Annotated in this window: 18 protein-coding genes; 9 read left to right on the forward strand and 9 right to left on the reverse strand. The window is 67.1% G+C overall.

Annotated features, from left to right (window positions below; genetic code table 11):
* Positions 1-37 precede the first annotated feature (37 nt).
* The 3 genes from SREC43747_RS0111005 to SREC43747_RS0111015 all read left to right on the forward strand — a co-directional run bounded on the left by SREC43747_RS0111005 (position 38) and on the right by SREC43747_RS0111015 (position 2,435).
* Positions 38-475 carry a DUF4383 domain-containing protein gene (locus tag SREC43747_RS0111005; protein ID WP_051387949.1) on the forward strand — a complete coding sequence of 146 codons (438 nt, stop codon included), beginning with the start codon at positions 38-40 and terminating at the stop codon, positions 473-475.
* 143 nt (positions 476-618) lie between these two features.
* On the forward strand, positions 619-1,758 hold the full coding sequence (locus tag SREC43747_RS0111010; protein WP_029721302.1) for a Gfo/Idh/MocA family protein: 1,140 nt from the start codon (positions 619-621) through the stop codon (positions 1,756-1,758).
* Between the two features lie 56 nt (positions 1,759-1,814).
* A complete protein-coding gene (locus SREC43747_RS0111015; protein WP_029721303.1) occupies positions 1,815-2,435 on the forward strand; it encodes an L-threonylcarbamoyladenylate synthase in 621 nt (206 codons plus the stop codon).
* Between the two features lie 4 nt (positions 2,436-2,439).
* Here SREC43747_RS0111015 and SREC43747_RS0111020 read toward each other — a convergent pair whose 3' ends face one another.
* Together SREC43747_RS0111020 and SREC43747_RS0111025 are read right to left on the reverse strand one after the other, a co-directional pair.
* Positions 2,440-3,411, reverse strand: a complete 972-nt coding sequence (locus SREC43747_RS0111020; RefSeq protein WP_029721304.1) for a sigma-70 family RNA polymerase sigma factor — start codon at positions 3,409-3,411, stop codon at positions 2,440-2,442.
* Between the two features lie 365 nt (positions 3,412-3,776).
* On the reverse strand, positions 3,777-4,964 hold the full coding sequence (locus tag SREC43747_RS0111025; protein ID WP_029721305.1) for a zinc-dependent alcohol dehydrogenase: 1,188 nt from the start codon (positions 4,962-4,964) through the stop codon (positions 3,777-3,779).
* Between the two features lie 224 nt (positions 4,965-5,188).
* Here SREC43747_RS0111025 and SREC43747_RS0111030 point away from each other — a divergent pair, with 224 nt between their 5' ends.
* Positions 5,189-5,992, forward strand: coding sequence for an SDR family oxidoreductase (locus SREC43747_RS0111030; RefSeq protein ID WP_236623140.1), 804 nt, complete (start codon positions 5,189-5,191; stop codon positions 5,990-5,992).
* A gap of 11 nt (positions 5,993-6,003) precedes the next feature.
* Positions 6,004-6,828 carry an SDR family oxidoreductase gene (locus SREC43747_RS0111035; protein ID WP_051387950.1) on the forward strand — a complete coding sequence of 275 codons (825 nt, stop codon included), beginning with the start codon at positions 6,004-6,006 and terminating at the stop codon, positions 6,826-6,828.
* Positions 6,829-6,842: 14 nt separating this feature from the next.
* Here SREC43747_RS0111035 and SREC43747_RS0111040 read toward each other — a convergent pair whose 3' ends face one another.
* On the reverse strand, positions 6,843-7,817 hold the full coding sequence (locus SREC43747_RS0111040; protein ID WP_029721308.1) for a TIGR03557 family F420-dependent LLM class oxidoreductase: 975 nt from the start codon (positions 7,815-7,817) through the stop codon (positions 6,843-6,845).
* Positions 7,818-8,116: 299 nt separating this feature from the next.
* Between SREC43747_RS0111040 and SREC43747_RS0111045 the strand changes: the two genes are divergently transcribed.
* Both SREC43747_RS0111045 and SREC43747_RS21045 read left to right on the forward strand, forming a co-directional pair.
* On the forward strand, positions 8,117-8,419 hold the full coding sequence (locus SREC43747_RS0111045) for a hypothetical protein (protein WP_051387951.1): 303 nt from the start codon (positions 8,117-8,119) through the stop codon (positions 8,417-8,419).
* A gap of 55 nt (positions 8,420-8,474) precedes the next feature.
* A complete protein-coding gene (locus tag SREC43747_RS21045) occupies positions 8,475-8,666 on the forward strand; it encodes a hypothetical protein (protein WP_152528389.1) in 192 nt (63 codons plus the stop codon).
* A gap of 775 nt (positions 8,667-9,441) precedes the next feature.
* Here SREC43747_RS21045 and SREC43747_RS0111055 read toward each other — a convergent pair.
* Positions 9,442-9,633 (reverse strand): ubiquitin-like protein Pup, encoded by a 192-nt coding sequence (locus tag SREC43747_RS0111055; RefSeq protein ID WP_029721310.1) that lies wholly within the window; start codon positions 9,631-9,633, stop codon positions 9,442-9,444.
* 336 nt (positions 9,634-9,969) lie between these two features.
* On the opposite strand from SREC43747_RS0111055, the gene SREC43747_RS0111060 reads away from it, so the two are divergent.
* Positions 9,970-11,400 carry an MFS transporter gene (locus SREC43747_RS0111060; protein WP_037331795.1) on the forward strand — a complete coding sequence of 477 codons (1,431 nt, stop codon included), beginning with the start codon at positions 9,970-9,972 and terminating at the stop codon, positions 11,398-11,400.
* Here SREC43747_RS0111060 and SREC43747_RS0111065 read toward each other — a convergent pair.
* Complete coding sequence (locus SREC43747_RS0111065) at positions 11,388-12,290, reverse strand: glycosyltransferase family 2 protein (protein ID WP_160173003.1); 903 nt, start codon at positions 12,288-12,290, stop codon at positions 11,388-11,390. The genes SREC43747_RS0111060 and SREC43747_RS0111065 overlap by 13 nt on opposite strands.
* Positions 12,291-12,414: 124 nt before the next feature.
* Here SREC43747_RS0111065 and SREC43747_RS0111070 point away from each other — a divergent pair, with 124 nt between their 5' ends.
* Entirely contained in the window at positions 12,415-13,392 is a 978-nt protein-coding gene (locus SREC43747_RS0111070; protein WP_037331789.1) for an NAD-dependent epimerase/dehydratase family protein, read from the forward strand.
* Here SREC43747_RS0111070 and SREC43747_RS0111075 read toward each other — a convergent pair.
* The 4 genes from SREC43747_RS0111075 to SREC43747_RS0111090 are packed head-to-tail and all read right to left on the reverse strand — an operon-like array spanning position 13,343 to position 15,625.
* Entirely contained in the window at positions 13,343-13,789 is a 447-nt protein-coding gene (locus tag SREC43747_RS0111075; protein ID WP_029721314.1) for a hypothetical protein, read from the reverse strand. The genes SREC43747_RS0111070 and SREC43747_RS0111075 overlap by 50 nt on opposite strands.
* Positions 13,786-14,211: a phage holin family protein gene (locus tag SREC43747_RS0111080; RefSeq protein WP_029721315.1), complete on the reverse strand. Its 426-nt coding sequence runs from the start codon at positions 14,209-14,211 to the stop codon at positions 13,786-13,788. The genes SREC43747_RS0111075 and SREC43747_RS0111080 overlap by 4 nt, the downstream gene beginning before the upstream one ends.
* Positions 14,212-14,264: 53 nt before the next feature.
* Complete coding sequence (locus SREC43747_RS0111085) at positions 14,265-14,753, reverse strand: GAF domain-containing protein (protein WP_081722532.1); 489 nt, start codon at positions 14,751-14,753, stop codon at positions 14,265-14,267.
* Complete coding sequence (locus SREC43747_RS0111090; RefSeq protein WP_029721317.1) at positions 14,747-15,625, reverse strand: glycosyltransferase family 2 protein; 879 nt, start codon at positions 15,623-15,625, stop codon at positions 14,747-14,749. Before SREC43747_RS0111090 ends, SREC43747_RS0111085 begins: the two co-directional genes overlap by 7 nt.
* Positions 15,626-15,695 lie beyond the last annotated feature (70 nt).

Consider the following 15,695-nt stretch of genomic DNA (forward strand, 5'->3'; position numbering starts at 1 on the left):
AAAAGATATGGCGAGCGTTTCGGGTAGTGCCTCAGGGGTGCCTGGCTGGCAGCGCAGCACGGTCCGCTTGGCCACCTTGGCGGTATCGGCCGTGTTCCTCTTGGTAGGAGTGCTGGGGTTCATCCCGGGGATCACCACCGGCTACGAGACGATGACCTTCGCCGGTCACCACTCCGGGGCGATGCTGTTCGGCGTGTTCAACGTGTCCGCGCTGCACAACATCGTTCACCTGGCTTTCGGGGTGATCGGGGTGGCGATGTCCACCACCGTCTCGTTGGCGCGCACCTACTTGATCGGCGGCGGCATCATCTACTTGGCACTGTGGATCTACGGACTGCTGATCAACCAGGACAGCCCGGTGAACTTCATTCCGGTGAACACGGCCGACAACTGGCTGCACCTGGGACTGGGCGCCGGGATGATCCTGCTCGGGGGATTGCTCGGCAACCGGACCACCAGCAGGCAGGAGCGGTAGCGCACCACCCGGACGTGCTCGGCAGCGCTGGGGCAGCGGTTCCCGAGCACGCCGATGGCCCGAACATCCACTGGCATGAGATGCTGGCTTCGATCTCATCGCCTGCGGCGGGTTGCTGAACACTGCGGTGGACGGAGGACGCGGTGCGCAAACTGGGAGTTGCGCTGATCGGACATGCGTTCATGGGGCAAGTCCACTCCCAGGCGTGGCGCACCGCAGCACGCGTCTTCGACCTCCCGGTCGAGCCGGACCTGCTACTGCTGTGCGGGCGCAACCGGGAGTCGGTGCAGCGCGCCAACCGCAAGCTCGGCTGGCGCGAGACCACTGATGACTGGAGGGAAGTCCTGACCAGGGAAGACATCCAGGTGGTCGACATTTGCACCCCGGGGGACACCCACGCCGAGATCGCTATCGAAGCGCTGCGGGCGGGCAAGCACGTGCTGTGCGAGAAGCCGATGGCGAATTCGGTGGCCGAAGCCGAACGGATGGCCGAGGCGGCGCAGCAGGCCCGGCAGCACGGGATCCAATCCATGATCGGCTTCAACTACCGGAGGACACCGGCTCTCGCCCTGGCCCGATCGCTGCTGGCACAAGGGCGCCTGGGAACCGTTCGGCAGGTGCGCGCCGCCTACCTGCAGGATTGGCTGGCGCCAGCCGATGCTCCGCTCACCTGGCGACTGCAGGCTTCGCGCGCCGGTTCGGGAGCCATCGGCGATCTTGGAGCCCACCTGGTCGACTTGACCCAATACCTGCTGGGTGCCCAGATCACCGAAGTGTCCGGGATGCTGCACACGTTCGTCTCCGAACGTCCGCTGCCGGACGACCCCGGCGCCACCGGGCAGGTGACGGTGGACGACATGGCCGCCTTCACCGCTCGGTTCGACACCGGTGCCGTCGGCGTATTCGAAGCCACCCGGTACGCCACCGGGCGGAAGAACGGGCTGCGCGTCGAGGTGAACGGCAGCCGAGGCAGCCTCGGGTTCGACTTCGAATCCATGAACGAGCTGCAGTTCTACGACGCTGCCGAGGACACCGGCACTGCTGGTTTCCGACGCATCCTCGTCACCGAACCGCAGCACCCGTACCTCCAGGCCTGGTATCCGCCCGGCCACGTGCTCGGCTACGAGCACACCTTCGTGCACCAGGTGCGCGACTTCGTCCTCGCGGTCTGCGGGGAAGCGGAACCGAACCCGGACTTCTCCTCGGGACTGCAGGTGCAGCGGGTGCTGGCCGCCGTGCAGCACAGCGCGCACCAGTACAGCAGGTGGCTGCCGATCGACTAGTCCGGGCAGGGGTTTTCGCGGAGAACCGCTGGGGGAAGGCCGTAAGCTCCACTGGCATGACGGCCTACTTCGACGTTCACCCCAAGAACCCGCAGCCTCGCCTGGTGCGCAGAACAGCCGAGATCGTACGCGCTGATGGCCTGATCGCGTACCCGACCGATTCGGGGTACGCACTGGGGTGCCAGCTCGGCAACAAGAGCGGGATGGACCGCATCCGGACCATCCGCAACCTGGATGAACGGCACCACTTCACCCTGTTGTGCCGGGACTTCGCCCAGCTCGGACAGTTCGTCCACGTCAGCAACGCGGTGTTCCGCGCGATCAAGAACGCCACCCCGGGCAGCTACACGTTCATCCTGCCCGCCACCAAAGAAGTCCCCCGCAGACTGCTCCATCCGAAGAAGAAGACCGTGGGGATCAGGATTCCCGAGCACCGCTTCGCCCAGGACTTGCTGGCCGAGCTGGGCGAGCCGCTGCTGTCCAGCACCCTGCTGCTTCCCGGTGAAGAGGACCCGATGACCGAGGGCTGGGAGGTCAACGAGCGCTTGGCCGGACGAGTGGACGCGGTGATCGACTCCGGTGATTGCGGGACCGAGCCGACGACGGTCATCGACTTCTCCGGTGGGGAACCCGAGATCGTGCGCCGGGGAGCGGGCGACCCGGCACTGTTCGAGTGATGCGTCAGCTCGCCCACGCGGTCAGCGGCTCGCGCAGCTCCGGGCTGCGCAGTTGAGCCAACGCCTTCTTCTCCAGTTGCCGCACCCGCTCCCGGGTGATCCCCAGCTGATCGGCCACTTCCTGCAAGGTGTGCTGGTTGCCGTCCAGCAGGCCGTAGCGCAGGGCGAGGATGTTGCTCTCCCGCTCCGGCAGGTGGCGCAGCAGCCTGCGCAGTTCTGCGCTGAAGGCCCGCTGTTCGACCAGCTCCATCGCCGTGGTGGCGTCGGTGTCTTCGATCAGCGAACCGATGCTGGTGTCGCCGTCCTCGCCCACGGGCAGGTCGAGGCTGGCCGCGTCTCGAGCCGCCTGGTGCAGTTCCTCCACCCGGCTGGCGGGGATACCTGCGGCTTCGGCGGTCTCCTCGACCGTCGGTTCCCGGTTGAGCTTCATCTCCAAGTCCCGCTCCAGCCGCTCAACTTTGTTGAGCTGTTCAACCATGTGCACCGGAAGCCGCACGGTGCGGGTCTGGTCGGCGATGCCCCGGGTGATCGCCTGGCGGATCCACCACATGGCATAGGTGGAGAACTTGTAGCCGCGCCGGTAGTCGAATTTCTCCACGGCCCTGATCAGGCCGAGATTGCCCTCCTGGATGAGGTCGGCCAGCGGCAGACCCCGCCGCAGGTACTTCTTGGCGACCGAAACCACCAGGCGCAGGTTCGCGTTGATCATGGTTTCCTTGGCGCGGCGACCCTCTCTGACGAGCTCGGCCAGCTCCTCCCGGTGCTCGGCCGATAGGGGGCGCTGCCCGGCCTCGTGCTGGCGCAGCAGTTCAGCGGCGTACAGCCCGGCCTCGATGCTCTTGGCCAGCTCCACCTCGTCGTGCGCGTTCAACAGCGCTGTCCGCCCGATCCGGCGCAGGTAGTGACCGACCAGATCGGCTTCTTCCAGCTGTTGCCGCTCGATCTCCGTGCCAGCTGTGCTGATGGCCTGCTGCATGCGAACCTCCTTCGGTCTTGGCTCGCCGGTGGAGCAGCGTGCGCTAGTCAGGTGGGGGGTGCACGTCCAGACGTCCTCCTGGCGCCGCACCCCCGCGTTCCGGTCTCCGGGACTCCAACGCTGTGGTTTCGGCGGCCATTCCCATGCAGTGGGGATTCCCGGTGAGCAGCGTTGGAAATCCAGGTCCTTGGCCCTGGAGCAGGCCACGTGACCCGGAGGCGACCGGCGTGCGGGCGAAGCGCCCCGGGATCGCCCGCGAGCCCGAAGCCTGCGGGCGGTCTTTCGCGCAGTGGAAGCGGAGTTCGTACGCCGAACTCGGGAGCCAGGCGTCGCGGCAGCCGGCGCGGAGCGCTGGCCGATCGCGCTCAGCGACCGGTCTCGAGCAGCACCTTGATCGAACCGTCCGCTTTGCGCTGGAAGATGTCGTACCCGTGCGGTGCCTCCTCCAACGGCAGGCGGTGGGTGGCCAGGTCGCGCACCCCGAGCGGATCGGACTCGTCCAGCACCAGCGGCATCAAGGGCTCGATCCAGCGGCGCACGTGGGCCTGCCCCATGGCCAACCGAACTCCCTTGTCGAACATCCGCAACATCGGAAGCGGGTCGACCGCGCCGGCGTAGACACCGCTCAAGGAAATGGTCCCACCGCGCCGGACGGTGTCGACGCACTGGTAGAACACCGACAAGCGATCCAGACCAGCTTTGGACATCAGCGGTTCGGCGATCGCGTCCGGCAGCAGGGTGACCATTTTCTGCGCCAGCTGAGCTCCGGGAGAACCGTGCGCCTCCATGCCGACCGCATCGATGACCGAGTCGGGGCCGCGCCCGTCGGTCAGATCCCGCACCACTTCCGGAACGTCTTGGTGCTGCTGCGCGTTGACGACTTCGATGCCGTGCCGGGACGCCATGTTCAACCGGTCCGCCACCAGGTCGATGCCGATCACCCGAGCGCCGCGGTGCTTGGCGATGCGGGAGCACATCTGGCCGATGGGGCCGAGGCCGAACACGGCGACCGATCCGCCTTCGGGGATGTCCGCGTACTCCACCGCCTGCCACGACGTGGGCAACACGTCGGAGAGGTAGAGGAACTGCTCGTCCGGCGGGCCCTCGGGAACCTTGATCGGCCCGAACTGGGCTTGCGGAACGCGGAGCAGCTCGGCTTGCCCACCTGGAACGCTGCCGTAGAGCTTCGTGTAGCCGAACAGCGATGCGCCCATTCCGTGCTCCCGCACCTGGGTGGTCTCGCACTGGGCGTGCAGACCGCGCTGGCACATCCAGCAGTGCCCGCAGGCGATGTTGAACGGCACCACGACCCGGTCCCCGGGTTTGAGGTTCGTCACCGCTGACCCCGTCTCCTCCACCACGCCCATCGGTTCGTGGCCCAAGATGTCCCCCGGTTCCAGGAACGGCCCCAAGAGTTCGTACAAGTGCAGGTCGGAGCCGCAGATCGCCGTGGTGGTCACTGAAACGATGGCATCGGTGTCCGCTTCCAGCTTCGGGTCGGGGACCTGCTCCACGCGCACATCACGAGGCCCATGCCAGGTCAGCGCTTTCACGTCTACCTCCCAGCGCCGGAGTACGGGTTTTCCCGGAGTTCCCCGGCAACCTGTTGCGCACACCTGCACGCGCTGGTGGTGACCATGGCCTGTTTCTCCTGCGCGGGCCCGGGTAGCCCATTGCTGCGGTAGCGAAGTCGAACCTCCGGAGGTGCACCGCAATGGCCGGGACATCGGACCAGGCACCAGGGCAACAGCAAGAGCACCCGGGCACCACTCGACCGATGGAACCGCAACCGCGGGACGAGATGCGCGATTACACCGGGGCCAACCACTTGGCGGGCAAGAAGGCCCTCATCACAGGCGGGGATTCCGGCATAGGTCGCGCGGTCTCGGTCGCTTTCGCGAAGGAAGGTGCCGACGTCGCGATCGCCTACCTCGACCCCAGCGAGGACCACGACGCCGACCACACCGCGGCGCTGGTCCGCGAGCAGGGACGCACCTGCTACTTGTTCCGCGGTGACCTGGCCGACGAGAACTACTGCAACCAATTGGTGGAAAAAGCTGCGGAGAGCTTGGGCGGCCTGGACATCGTGGTGAACCACGCCGGCACCCAGTTTTCCACAGAGGACTTCCGCGATATCAGCACCGAACAGTTCGACCGCACGTTCAAGGTCAACGTCTACTCGATGTTCTGGATCTGCCGCGCTGCTTTGCGCTACCTGCCGGACGGAGGAGCGATCATCAACACCGGTTCGGTCAACGGTTTGCGCGGCAACAAGACCTTGATGGACTACGCAGCCAGCAAAGGAGCGGTTCACGTGCTGACCCAGTCGCTGGCCCAATCGCTGACTTCCCGAGGCATCCGGGTCAACTGCGTGGCTCCGGGACCGGTGTGGACCCCGCTGATCCCCTCGACGCTCCCGGAACAGCGGGTGGAGGGGTTCGGTGGTCAAGTCCCCATGCAGCGCATGGCGCACCCGGACGAGATCGCTCCCTCCTACGTGTTCTTCGCCGCTGATCGGCTGTCCAGCTACTACACCGGGGAAGTGCTGGCTCCGGTGGGCGGGGAAACCCACCCTGGCTGAACGGGGAAGAGATGGCGGAGGAGGTCGCTGGAAGGCCGAGCGCTCCCACCGTGCGCACGGCCATCATCACCGGAGCGGATTCGGGGATGGGGCGCGCGATCGCCGTTGCGCTGGGCAAGAGCGGAGTGGACATCGGCATCACTTACCGCACCGATGAAGAAGGTGCCCGGAACACGGTCAGCGCGGTGGTGGACGAAGGGCGCCGGTGCGTCCGTCGCCAGCACGATCTGCGCGACCTCCCGGACGCGGCCGATGCGGTCGACCACCTGGCTGATGAGCTGGGTGGAGTGGACATGCTGGTCAACAACGCCGGAACTGGGACCAGGCAGCTGGCCTCCGAAATGGAGTTCGACACGTGGCGCTCGGTGGTCGCCACCGACCTCGATGCGGCGTTCGCCTGCGCTCAACGAGCCGTGCGGAGGATGTTGGCAGCGGGCCGCGGTGGTCGCATCGTCAACATCACGAGCGTGCACGAACACGCTCCACGAGTGGGTGCTGCTCCTTACTGCGCTGCCAAAGCTGGGCTGGGCATGCTCACCAAGGTGCTCGCCTTGGAGCTGGCCGAGCACGGCATCACCGTGAACTCGGTGGCACCCGGTGAGATAGCCACTCCGATGACCGGGCAGGACAACCAGAGCCCGGGGCAGGAGCCCAGACCGGGAATCCCGCTCGGCCGACCCGGGCACGCCGACGAAGTCGCTGCGCTGGTGGCTTTTCTGGCCACTTCGGAAGCCGAGTACATCACCGGGGCGTCATTGGTGGTGGACGGTGGAATGCTGAACATGGGTCCGCAGGCGGGATCGCACCTGAGCAGCAACGCGTGGCGGCGTCCCTGAGCGCGAGGGGAGCGTCAGGAAGCGGCGTCGCGCAGTGCCGGCAGCAACTCCTTGTTGGCGAAGTCGAAAAAACCTTCCGGGTCGTCGTCCACGGCCACCTGCACCAGCGCTATGTCGGTGAAACCGGCCTTCCAGAACGGCTCGGCGGATGCCACGATGGCGTCCGCGTCCGGTCCGCACGGGATGTTCGCTGCCACGTCCTCGGTGCGCACGAACTGAGTGGCCGCTTCGAAGGAAGGAGGACCGGGAAGTTCGGCGTTCACCTTCCAGCCACCGGTGAACCAGCGGAACTGCTCCCGCGCCCGTTCGGCTGCTGCTCGCTCGTCCTTGCCCCAGGCCACCGCGATCTGCCCGAACTTCCGGGAATGGACGCCGGACGCTTCGTCCCACTGCCGGACCAGCTCAGGATTCGGTTCCACCGCGACCATCGCGTCGGACAGTCCGGCGAACCGCTGGACGGACTGGTTGCCGGAAACCGCGGTGGCGATGGGCACGCGCCGGCTCGGAAGGTCCCACAGCTTGGCCGAATCCACCCGGTAGTGCTTTCCCGCGTAGTTGGTGTAGCCGCCGTTGAACAGCTGGCTGATGATCTCCAGTGCTTCGGTCAGCATTTCGTGCCGGATGTTCACCGGAGGCCAACCGTTGCCCACGATGTGTTCGTTGAGGTTTTCCCCCGCGCCCAGGCCGAGGATGAACCTGTTGTCCGAAAGCAATCCCATCGTGGCGGCTTTCTGCGCGACAACGGCCGGGTGATAGCGGATTATCGGGGCGGTGACGAAGGTCATTAGTTCTACTTGGTCGGTGACCTGGCTGACGGCCCCCAGCACGCTCCAGGCGTACGGGGAATGGCCTTGCACGGTGAGCCAGGGCGAGAAGTGGTCGCTGATCACTTCGAAATCGAATCCGGCCTGCTCTGCCGAAGTGGCGTGCGACACCAGGTTCTGCGGCGCCGATTGCTCGGTGAGCAGTGTGTACCCGAAGCGAACCATGCTCCCAGGCTGACATGGCTCAGAACCGGTTGCCCGCCGTTCATGTCGTGCTCGCGCCGGGGAACGGTGGATCAGTGGGGCGAGCGGTTTTCCGGCGGACCGGTGGTGGAGCGAACCGACCGGGCGTTCCTGCTGCTCTATGACCTGCCGCTAACTGGTGAGCACCGTTTGCCCTCGTTCAGCGGCGGGTAAATGAGGGCAGGCCGGAGCTGTGGGCACTGCAACACGGTTCCGGCGATTCACTGCAAGGACAGGGTTTGCCGCAGCAGCGGTCGCTGCGGCAGCGCTAGGAGAGTGAGATGGTCACCAGTGAAAAACCGGTCCGGCGCGGGCCTGTTGTGTTCATCGGCAACTCACAAGACCTGGACCGGGTGAGGACCTGGGTCGAGGGACTTGGACTGCTGTGCCTGGACGAACCCGTGCCGGAGGCTGAACTGGTGGTGGCGGACGAGCTGATCCTGGACGGCATCTGCACACCCCGGGAAGGTGTTCTGCTGGCGACCGCCCGCGAATGGGGACTTTTGTGCCTGCCACCGACGGCGGCCCTGGGCTACTTTGGCGAGCTGGTTCACAGCCGGGCGAGGATGGACTCCACGCTCTGACCTGGTTGTGCGCCTCGAAGGATTGCCGCTGTGGCGAACCTCGGGAGGAAAGAGCATGACCCACGAACATCCGCGGCGAGAACACCGCACCACCGGGCTTCCTGGGCGAAGCGCGGAAGAGCGCTCCCGCGCTGTGCGATACCTGGCAGCCCACGCCGCCGGCCCGGCGGAGTTGAAGGAGTGGCTGGCGATGCTCGGACTGGACCCGGCGGAGGGGAACGTCGTCCAGCAGCCGAGCCAGACCTGAGCGACTGCTGCGACTTCCGCAGTGCTCACCGCGCGACGGTGCGGTAGACCCGTCCGGTACGGCCACTGCGCAGAGCGGCGGCTCGAGCCGCGCTTGCCCTCGGACCACCGAGCACTGCGTCGCGAGACGGACCGATGCGCTGGTCGAGACCAGCCCGTCAACAGGGGCGCCCGTCTCGGCCAGCGCTGGAGCCGGCGGAGCACGAGTTGCCGGTGCGGAGCTGAGCCGCCCCGCTGATCGAGCCTTCCACCAGATCCGGATTCGCGTCGCGCCTTCGCCGGCCCCAGCACGTGCCGGTCCAGAACGCGGCCGCGCAGCCCTGGCGCGCGCTCGTCCAACACCAGTCCGACGTCTTCGACGTGGCACCGCGGCTCAACGGTTCGCGGTGCGTCCAACGCGGGCAGCGCGGAGTCCTTCCGCGCCGGAAGGGATCTCGTCGGGCCGGCGGTGAGCGGTGCGCCGGCGCCACCGACCGGCGCGGGAACCCGATCGCTTGACGTCGAACTCGGTCAGCACGTGCGACGCGGCGGCCAGCGGTTGGGGAGAGGCGTTGAAAAAGGTCGTTGCGGAAGCCCCGAGCGGTCCCGGAGGTTTCTCGGGCGCTGCTCGGAGCTCCGCGCCGCTTCCAGCCCGTGTCCGCGGTCAGCGAGCAGGTCGGCTGTGACCGACTCGTCGTGCTCGCGCCGCTCACCACCACGTCAGCGGCTTCACCGACCTCGGGTCCTGCTGCGAAGGGGAGTGCGGGCAGCGGCCAGGCGGTCCACCACCAGGAGGCTCACTGCCCGCCTTTCTGGACGTAGGAGCGCACGAAGGACTCGGCGTTCTCCTCCAGCACGGCGTCGATGTCTTCCAGGGCGGATTCGGTGTCTTCGTCGAGCTTCTCCCGGCGGTCTTGGCCGGAAGTCCCCTGGGCAGGAGTTTCCTCATCGTTGTCGTCGGGGCGCCGGTCGATCTTGTCCTTGCGCATTCGGCTCTCCTTGCCGTCGGAGTGGGTGCTCTCACTACTCGTACCCGGATCGGAAACGGAAAAACCTGATTTCCGCTTTCACCGAATGCGGTCAGTCAATTCCCCGCGGCCAAGAAGTCATACATTGAGTAATTAATTGTTCGTTGTCGCGCTTTTCTTCTTCCCCTACATGAGTGAGCAGGCTTGAGAGCGCAAACACAAAGGGTGTTTTCAGGTCGAAATACCGTGCCACCGTTGGGCAGTGCCGTGAACAGCGCTCCGGGAACCCCCGATCTTCCCCGGCGTGCTCCTGACCGACAGTGGCGAAAGGACGTCGTGCACGTCTCCCCGAAACAGATGTTCCGAGCCCTCCGGCACCCCAACTACCGCAGATGGGCTGTGGCGGACTTCGTGTCCGTCACCGGAACGTGGATGCAGAACCTCGGACTCAACTGGTTCGTGCTGACCAAGACCGGGTCCCCGGGACTGCTCGGTCTCTCCCTGCTGTTCCAGACCCTGCCCGGAGTGGTGCTGTCCGGATGGGCGGGGTCCATCGCCGACCGGTGGCCAGCCCGACGCGTGCTGCTGGTGACCCAGGGTCTGCACGGCGTGCTCGCGCTGTTCCTGGCCGTCGGAGCCTGGTTCGACGCCCCCGTTTCCACCTTCTACGCGTTGGCCCTCCTCGGCGGTGTGGTGTCGGTCTTCGACGGACCGGCCCTCGGCCGCTTCAGCGCTCAACTGGTCTCCCGAGACGATCTCAGCAACGCCCTGGGAATCGGCTCGGTGCTCAGCTCAGGTGGGCGGATCCTCGGCATGGGCATCGCCGGTGCGCTCGTGGCCGCCACCGGGGTGCCGGTCTTGTTCTTGATCAACGCGCTCAGCTTCAGCGCCGTGCTGCTGGCCATCCTGCGCGTGCGGCAATCGGACGGGATCTTCCCCCTGGCCAAGAGCTCCGCGGCGCGCGAGGGCGTGCGCGCGGGCGCCCGGTACGTCCTGAGCCACCGCCCGCTGATCGTGATGTTCCTGCTCAGCTTCGTGCTGAGCGCCCTGGGGCGCAACTACCAGGTGACGATGGCGGCCATGAGCGAAGGCCAGCTGAACGCGGGAGCGGTCGGCTACAGCACCCTGTCCATGGTGTTCGCCGCCGGAACCGTCGTCGGCGGATTCGTGGCCGCCTCGTTCAAGCAGCTGACGCTGCGACTGGTGCTGGTGATGGCCCTGGGCACCAGCCTGCTGCAGATCGCCAGCGGCACCACGGCATCGCTGTGGTCGTTCGCCCTCACGCTGTTCCCGATCGCGGTGGGCGCGGTGGTGCTGGACACCGCGACGAGCACCCGCATCCAGCTGGACACGGACGAGGACATGCGCGGTCGAGTGCTGGCCGCCAAGGCGATGGTGACCGCCGCGTCCGGGGCGGTCGGCGGACCGGTCCTCGGCTGGCTGTCGGAAGTGTCCGGGGCAGGCCGGGCGCTGGAGGTCGCCGGAATCACCACCGTGCTCGCCACCGCTGCCGCATGGCTGGCCTTCGCCAAGTTGAAGGAACGTCGGGCCATGCCGGCCGACCAGAGGTGGGCCCAGCTCGCCCCGGTGCAGCTGCAGCCGGCGGACACGGCCAAGCCGGTTTCGGTGCCGGTGCGGGAGAAACGAGCCACCAGCGCAGCGCGGGAAACCGGTCGGAACGCTCGGCCGCCGCGCGGCCCCGCGTGGTCGCGACCAGCCCGCCGGCTCACCGGGCGTGCTGCCCGCAAACCGGTCGCCGAATCAGCGGACAAACCTCAACCCACGTAGCGGCGAGCGGACGAAGTGCGCTGCGGCTCCTCCAGGAGCCGCAGCCAGCGCTCCACTTCCTCCGGAACCACGTGCCGTTCCTTGACGATCGAAGGAAGCTCCCGCAACGCCTCGGTCACGGCGGCCGCGGTGCAGCGGTCCTTCGGGGCTCCGGCCAGCACAGTGGCGCTCCGGCGCAACGCGCTGCTGAGCGGTCTGCGCAACCAGGTGGTCCACAGCGTGTTGCGGATGCCCAGTTGTCGGCGGCGACGAGCGTCCCGCACCGGGGAAGGAGCGTGCTGGATGAAGATGTCGTCCCGCCAGCACAACCACCATCCCCGGCTGAGCAGGTCGAGCGCGAGCAACTCCTCCTCACCGCCGAGCCACATCCGGGTGGAGAACCCGCCGACCTGCCGGAACGCCTGAACCCGGAACGTGCTGCAAGCGGCCATCACACTGGCCAGGGCTGGCCCGGGGAGCCAGGAGGGCGCGGGTATCGGTGAGGCGCGCAACTCCGGGGTGAGCGGATCCTCGCGCAACTCCGGTTCCACCAGGCAGCACCCCATCACCGCTGCGATCCCCGGGTGAGCGTCGAGCAGATCGACAGCCCGGGTGATGGAGCCCGGTTGCCAACGCGTGTCGTCGTCGCAGAACGTCACGTAGGGCGTGGTGATGCGCTCCACAGCCAGATTCCTGGCTTGCGCCCCCGCGTTCCGCCCCAGCGCGATGAGCTCCACCCCGGGGAACTCCGCGCGGATCCGCTCCGGGGTGCCGTCCTGCGAACCGTTGTCGACCACGATGGTCGGTGCGCCATCGGGCAAGGAAGTCATGTGCGCCAATGTGCGCAGCACTTCCGAACGGCGGTTGTGCGTCATCACCACCACGGTCGTTCGCGATCCCCGATCTCCCACCGCGCACCTCCCGTCAGCCGCTCCGCGGGTACCCGGGCTCGCCACGCCCCACGCGCACCGTTTGATCAGCTACCGCACCGGGTAGCTCGAAGCGGACCGGAAGTTCCTGGAGTAAGGGGACGCAGTGGACCGGAAGTTCAACCGGGTGGTGGTCACCGGAGGAGCCGGGTTCCTCGGATCGCACCTCTGCGAAGCACTGCTCGCCCGAGGCAGTGCTGTCCTGTGCATAGACAACCTTTGCACCGGGAGTCAGCAGAACCTCCGAAGACTGCAGCACAATCCCGAGTTCACCTGGTGGGAGCGAGACATCTCCCACGACCCGGTGCCGGAAGTACCAGCGGAACTCGTGGTCCACATGGCCTCTCCAGCATCTCCGCAGCACTACTCCCGCCTACCGCTGGAAACGCTTCAAGCGGGCAGCACCGGAACGCAGCGCGCGCTGGAACTGGCCGACCGCGCCGGAGCTCGCTTCCTGCTGGTGTCCACCAGCGAGGTGTACGGAGATCCGCTGGTCCACCCGCAAACCGAAACCTACTGGGGGAACGTCAACCCGGTGGGGCCGCGCGCGGTCTACGACGAAGCCAAGCGGTACGCGGAAGCGCTGGTCACGGCTTACCAGGACAGCAAGGGCATGCCCACCCGGATAGCGCGCGTCTTCAACACCTACGGCCCGCACATGCGCGCGGACGACGGACGGATGGTGCCGAACTTCATCACCCAGGCGCTGCGAGGCGACCCCATCACCATCGCCGGAGATGGGGAGCAGACCAGATCGCTGTGCTACGTGACGGACACGGTGCGCGGCTTGCTGGCGGTGGCCAGTGGTGAACACCCCGGTCCGGTCAACATCGGGAACCCCGAGGAGATCCCGGTGCGCCGGTTGGCCGAGCTGATCCGGAGGATGACGTCCTCGAGCTCGGTGCTGAAGCACGTCCCAGCCGCCCCCGACGACCCGCACCGGCGATGCCCGGACATCTCCCTGGCGCAGCGGGAACTGGGCTGGAGTCCAGCGGTGGGCATGGAGCACGGCTTGCGCCGCACCATCGAATGGTTCACGGCCGATACCGGTGCGCTCCCAGCCGGGACGACATCTCGGAGCTGAGCATTCGGCCCGCACCCCTGCGGTGGCGTGGCACAGCGCGCCCCGTGGTCATGATCCAAGTCCGGCTCCGGCGCCCTGGCCACCGCCCGGAGCGGACGATCTTGGTCACCGCGTACGCGGCGACCGCCGCGGTCACGAACACCCCGGCCACCGCAGCAACGCGTGGCCCGGTGAGTCCAGCGTTGCGAGCTTTGCTGGCCGCCTGGGAAGCCTGCTGCTGGGTTCTGCGCGCGTACTGCTGAGCCACCTGCTTGGACCTGTCGGCCACATTGGTCCGCTGCACCAGTTCCCGCAGTATCTGGTTGACGTCTTCCCGCACCAGTTCGCGCTCGGCTTGCAAACCGGTTTCGGTGCTGTTGGTCCGCCGCGTACCGGCGTGTTCGTTCGTGCTGCTCACCGCCGAATCGCCTCCCGGATGTCGCTCCAGTCTTCACGTGCTGCGCCCACCGTCTGCTGTGGAATGAGCGGTGAGCTGCGCTGCATGCGGGAACGACCCAGCAGTGCTGCAGCACCGGCCACGGCCAGCAGGAGCACCGCGACGATCAGGGCGGACAACCAGGCTGGCAGCACCAGGTCGAGCGCGATCACCGCTGTTGCGATCAGCGTGCCCAGACCGAACAGTCCGGCCACCGCAGCGATCCCGAACATGGCGACGCCCATACCGGCCTGCTTGGCCTTCTGCGAGACCTCCTGCTGGGCCAGTCGCATCTCGGCCCGGATCAGCCGGGTGAGCTGATCGCTGAGGTCGGAGATCAATTGGGTGGTGGATCTGCTGGCCAGCTCGTTCTCGTGAACCGGACTGACTCGGGTAGTGGTCATCATCCCTCCCGGATGCCGTCACGGCGGTGCCGTGCTGGGTGGCTCACCACGGGTCATACCCGCTGCGACACCAGTCCACGCATGGCCGAGATCGTGGCAGCGACGAAGCCGACCGCGCGTTCATCAGAGCTGCCCAGGGACCGGGGCTTGCGGCTGTAGCAGCTGAGCGTGCCCAACGTCGACCCGCCCCGCAGCACCGGTGCCACGACGAAACCGCGTATGCCCGTTTCCCGGCACAACCGGGCGAAAGCAGGCCAGAACACGCGGATCTCGGTCAGCTCGGCCCGCACCGTGCGACGTAACCGGATCGACTCCGGGCACGGTCCTTCGCCCGTGCCCAGCTGCTCGCGATCCACCACGGCGGCCAGCTCCTCGGTGGCCACCGGGTGCACCCAGTCGTGGCCGAAGAAGGTGAGGCACAGCATGTCCGCTCCCGGGGCAGCTGCGGACAAGCCGGTCAGCAGCCAGGCCAGCGGGCAGCTGGTGCTCGAGCGCAGGGCTGGCGTTCCCGGCGCTCCTGGTGTGCTGCGCGGAGCTACCATTGGTGGTTCTGTTCGAGGAAGCTCACTTCGCGCTCGGTGCTCGCCGGCAGTCTCCGGCGATTCCGCAGCACGGTGGGGAACTTGCCCAGCGCGCCCAGCACGGCTTCGCGGCACGATGCGTCATAGCAGCTCTTCCTCACCAGCTCGGCGGTGCTCCGGAAAGCCCGGGGCGCAGGACGGCGCAGCCAGTCGATCAACAGGTTGTTGCGCAGCTCAGCAACGCGGCGGTCGTGCGCCGACGATCGGCCGTTCGACGGCTGGTGGTGGGCGGTGATGCCGTCGGCGTACACCAAATCCCAACCAGCAGCTGCCAGGTCGAGCGCCAGCAACTTCTCCTCCGCGACGAAGAACAACACCGAGCTGAACCCTCCGACTTGTTGGAACGCTTCTCGGCGCACCACTGCGGCACAAGCGGTGAACCCCATGATGCGGGGCCCAGGAAAACCCTCCACAGAAGACAGGGGAGAACTCGACATCAAAGCGTTCACCGGATCAGGTTTGCGCTCCCGTCCCACCGTTGTTCGAGCCGCGACCAATCCGATCGAAGGATGGGCATCGAAGATCTTCTCCGCTTGAGCGAGCGAGTCGTGCTCCCACCAGGAGTCGTCATCGCAGAACGCCACGTACGGCGTCCGCGCCGCACGCACGCCCGCGTTCCGCGCTGCAGCTCCTCGATTGACCGCATTGGCGATGAGCTGCACCTCGGGGAAGAGCGCTCGAACGGCTGCCGGTGTGCCGTCGTCGGAAGCGTTGTCCACCACGACCACCGGAGGGCGAGGAGCCAGCTCGCGAAGTCGCGCGAGGGTGCGCAACAACTCGTCCCGGCGGTTCCGGGTGGCTATCACCACGCTGGTCCTGGCCGTTTCGCTCATGCGCTCTCCCACGCGGACTCGCCGAGCAGGCGCTGAACCAGACCGACGAGCATCGGCTCGTCACCGGAGG

Source organism: Saccharopolyspora rectivirgula DSM 43747 (genome assembly GCF_000497205.1).
GTDB classification, from domain to species: Bacteria; Actinomycetota; Actinomycetes; order Mycobacteriales; family Pseudonocardiaceae; genus Saccharopolyspora; species Saccharopolyspora rectivirgula.

Excerpts from the sequence above, each read along its gene's own strand:
- SREC43747_RS0111015 (WP_029721303.1), top strand. The coding sequence starts at position 1,815 with ATGACGGCCTACTTCGACGTTCACCCCAAGAACCCGCAGCCTCGCCTG.
- SREC43747_RS0111020 (WP_029721304.1), bottom strand. The coding sequence starts at position 3,411 with ATGCAGCAGGCCATCAGCACAGCTGGCACGGAGATCGAGCGGCAACAG.
- SREC43747_RS0111030 (WP_236623140.1), top strand. The coding sequence starts at position 5,189 with ATGGAACCGCAACCGCGGGACGAGATGCGCGATTACACCGGGGCCAAC.
- SREC43747_RS0111035 (WP_051387950.1), top strand. The coding sequence starts at position 6,004 with ATGGCGGAGGAGGTCGCTGGAAGGCCGAGCGCTCCCACCGTGCGCACG.
- SREC43747_RS0111040 (WP_029721308.1), bottom strand. The coding sequence starts at position 7,817 with ATGGTTCGCTTCGGGTACACACTGCTCACCGAGCAATCGGCGCCGCAG.
- SREC43747_RS0111045 (WP_051387951.1), top strand. The coding sequence starts at position 8,117 with ATGGTCACCAGTGAAAAACCGGTCCGGCGCGGGCCTGTTGTGTTCATC.
- SREC43747_RS21045 (WP_152528389.1), top strand. The coding sequence starts at position 8,475 with ATGACCCACGAACATCCGCGGCGAGAACACCGCACCACCGGGCTTCCT.
- SREC43747_RS0111055 (WP_029721310.1), bottom strand. The coding sequence starts at position 9,633 with ATGCGCAAGGACAAGATCGACCGGCGCCCCGACGACAACGATGAGGAA.
- SREC43747_RS0111060 (WP_037331795.1), top strand. The coding sequence starts at position 9,970 with ATGTTCCGAGCCCTCCGGCACCCCAACTACCGCAGATGGGCTGTGGCG.
- SREC43747_RS0111080 (WP_029721315.1), bottom strand. The coding sequence starts at position 14,211 with ATGACCACTACCCGAGTCAGTCCGGTTCACGAGAACGAGCTGGCCAGC.
- SREC43747_RS0111085 (WP_081722532.1), bottom strand. The coding sequence starts at position 14,753 with ATGGTAGCTCCGCGCAGCACACCAGGAGCGCCGGGAACGCCAGCCCTG.
- SREC43747_RS0111090 (WP_029721317.1), bottom strand. The coding sequence starts at position 15,625 with ATGAGCGAAACGGCCAGGACCAGCGTGGTGATAGCCACCCGGAACCGC.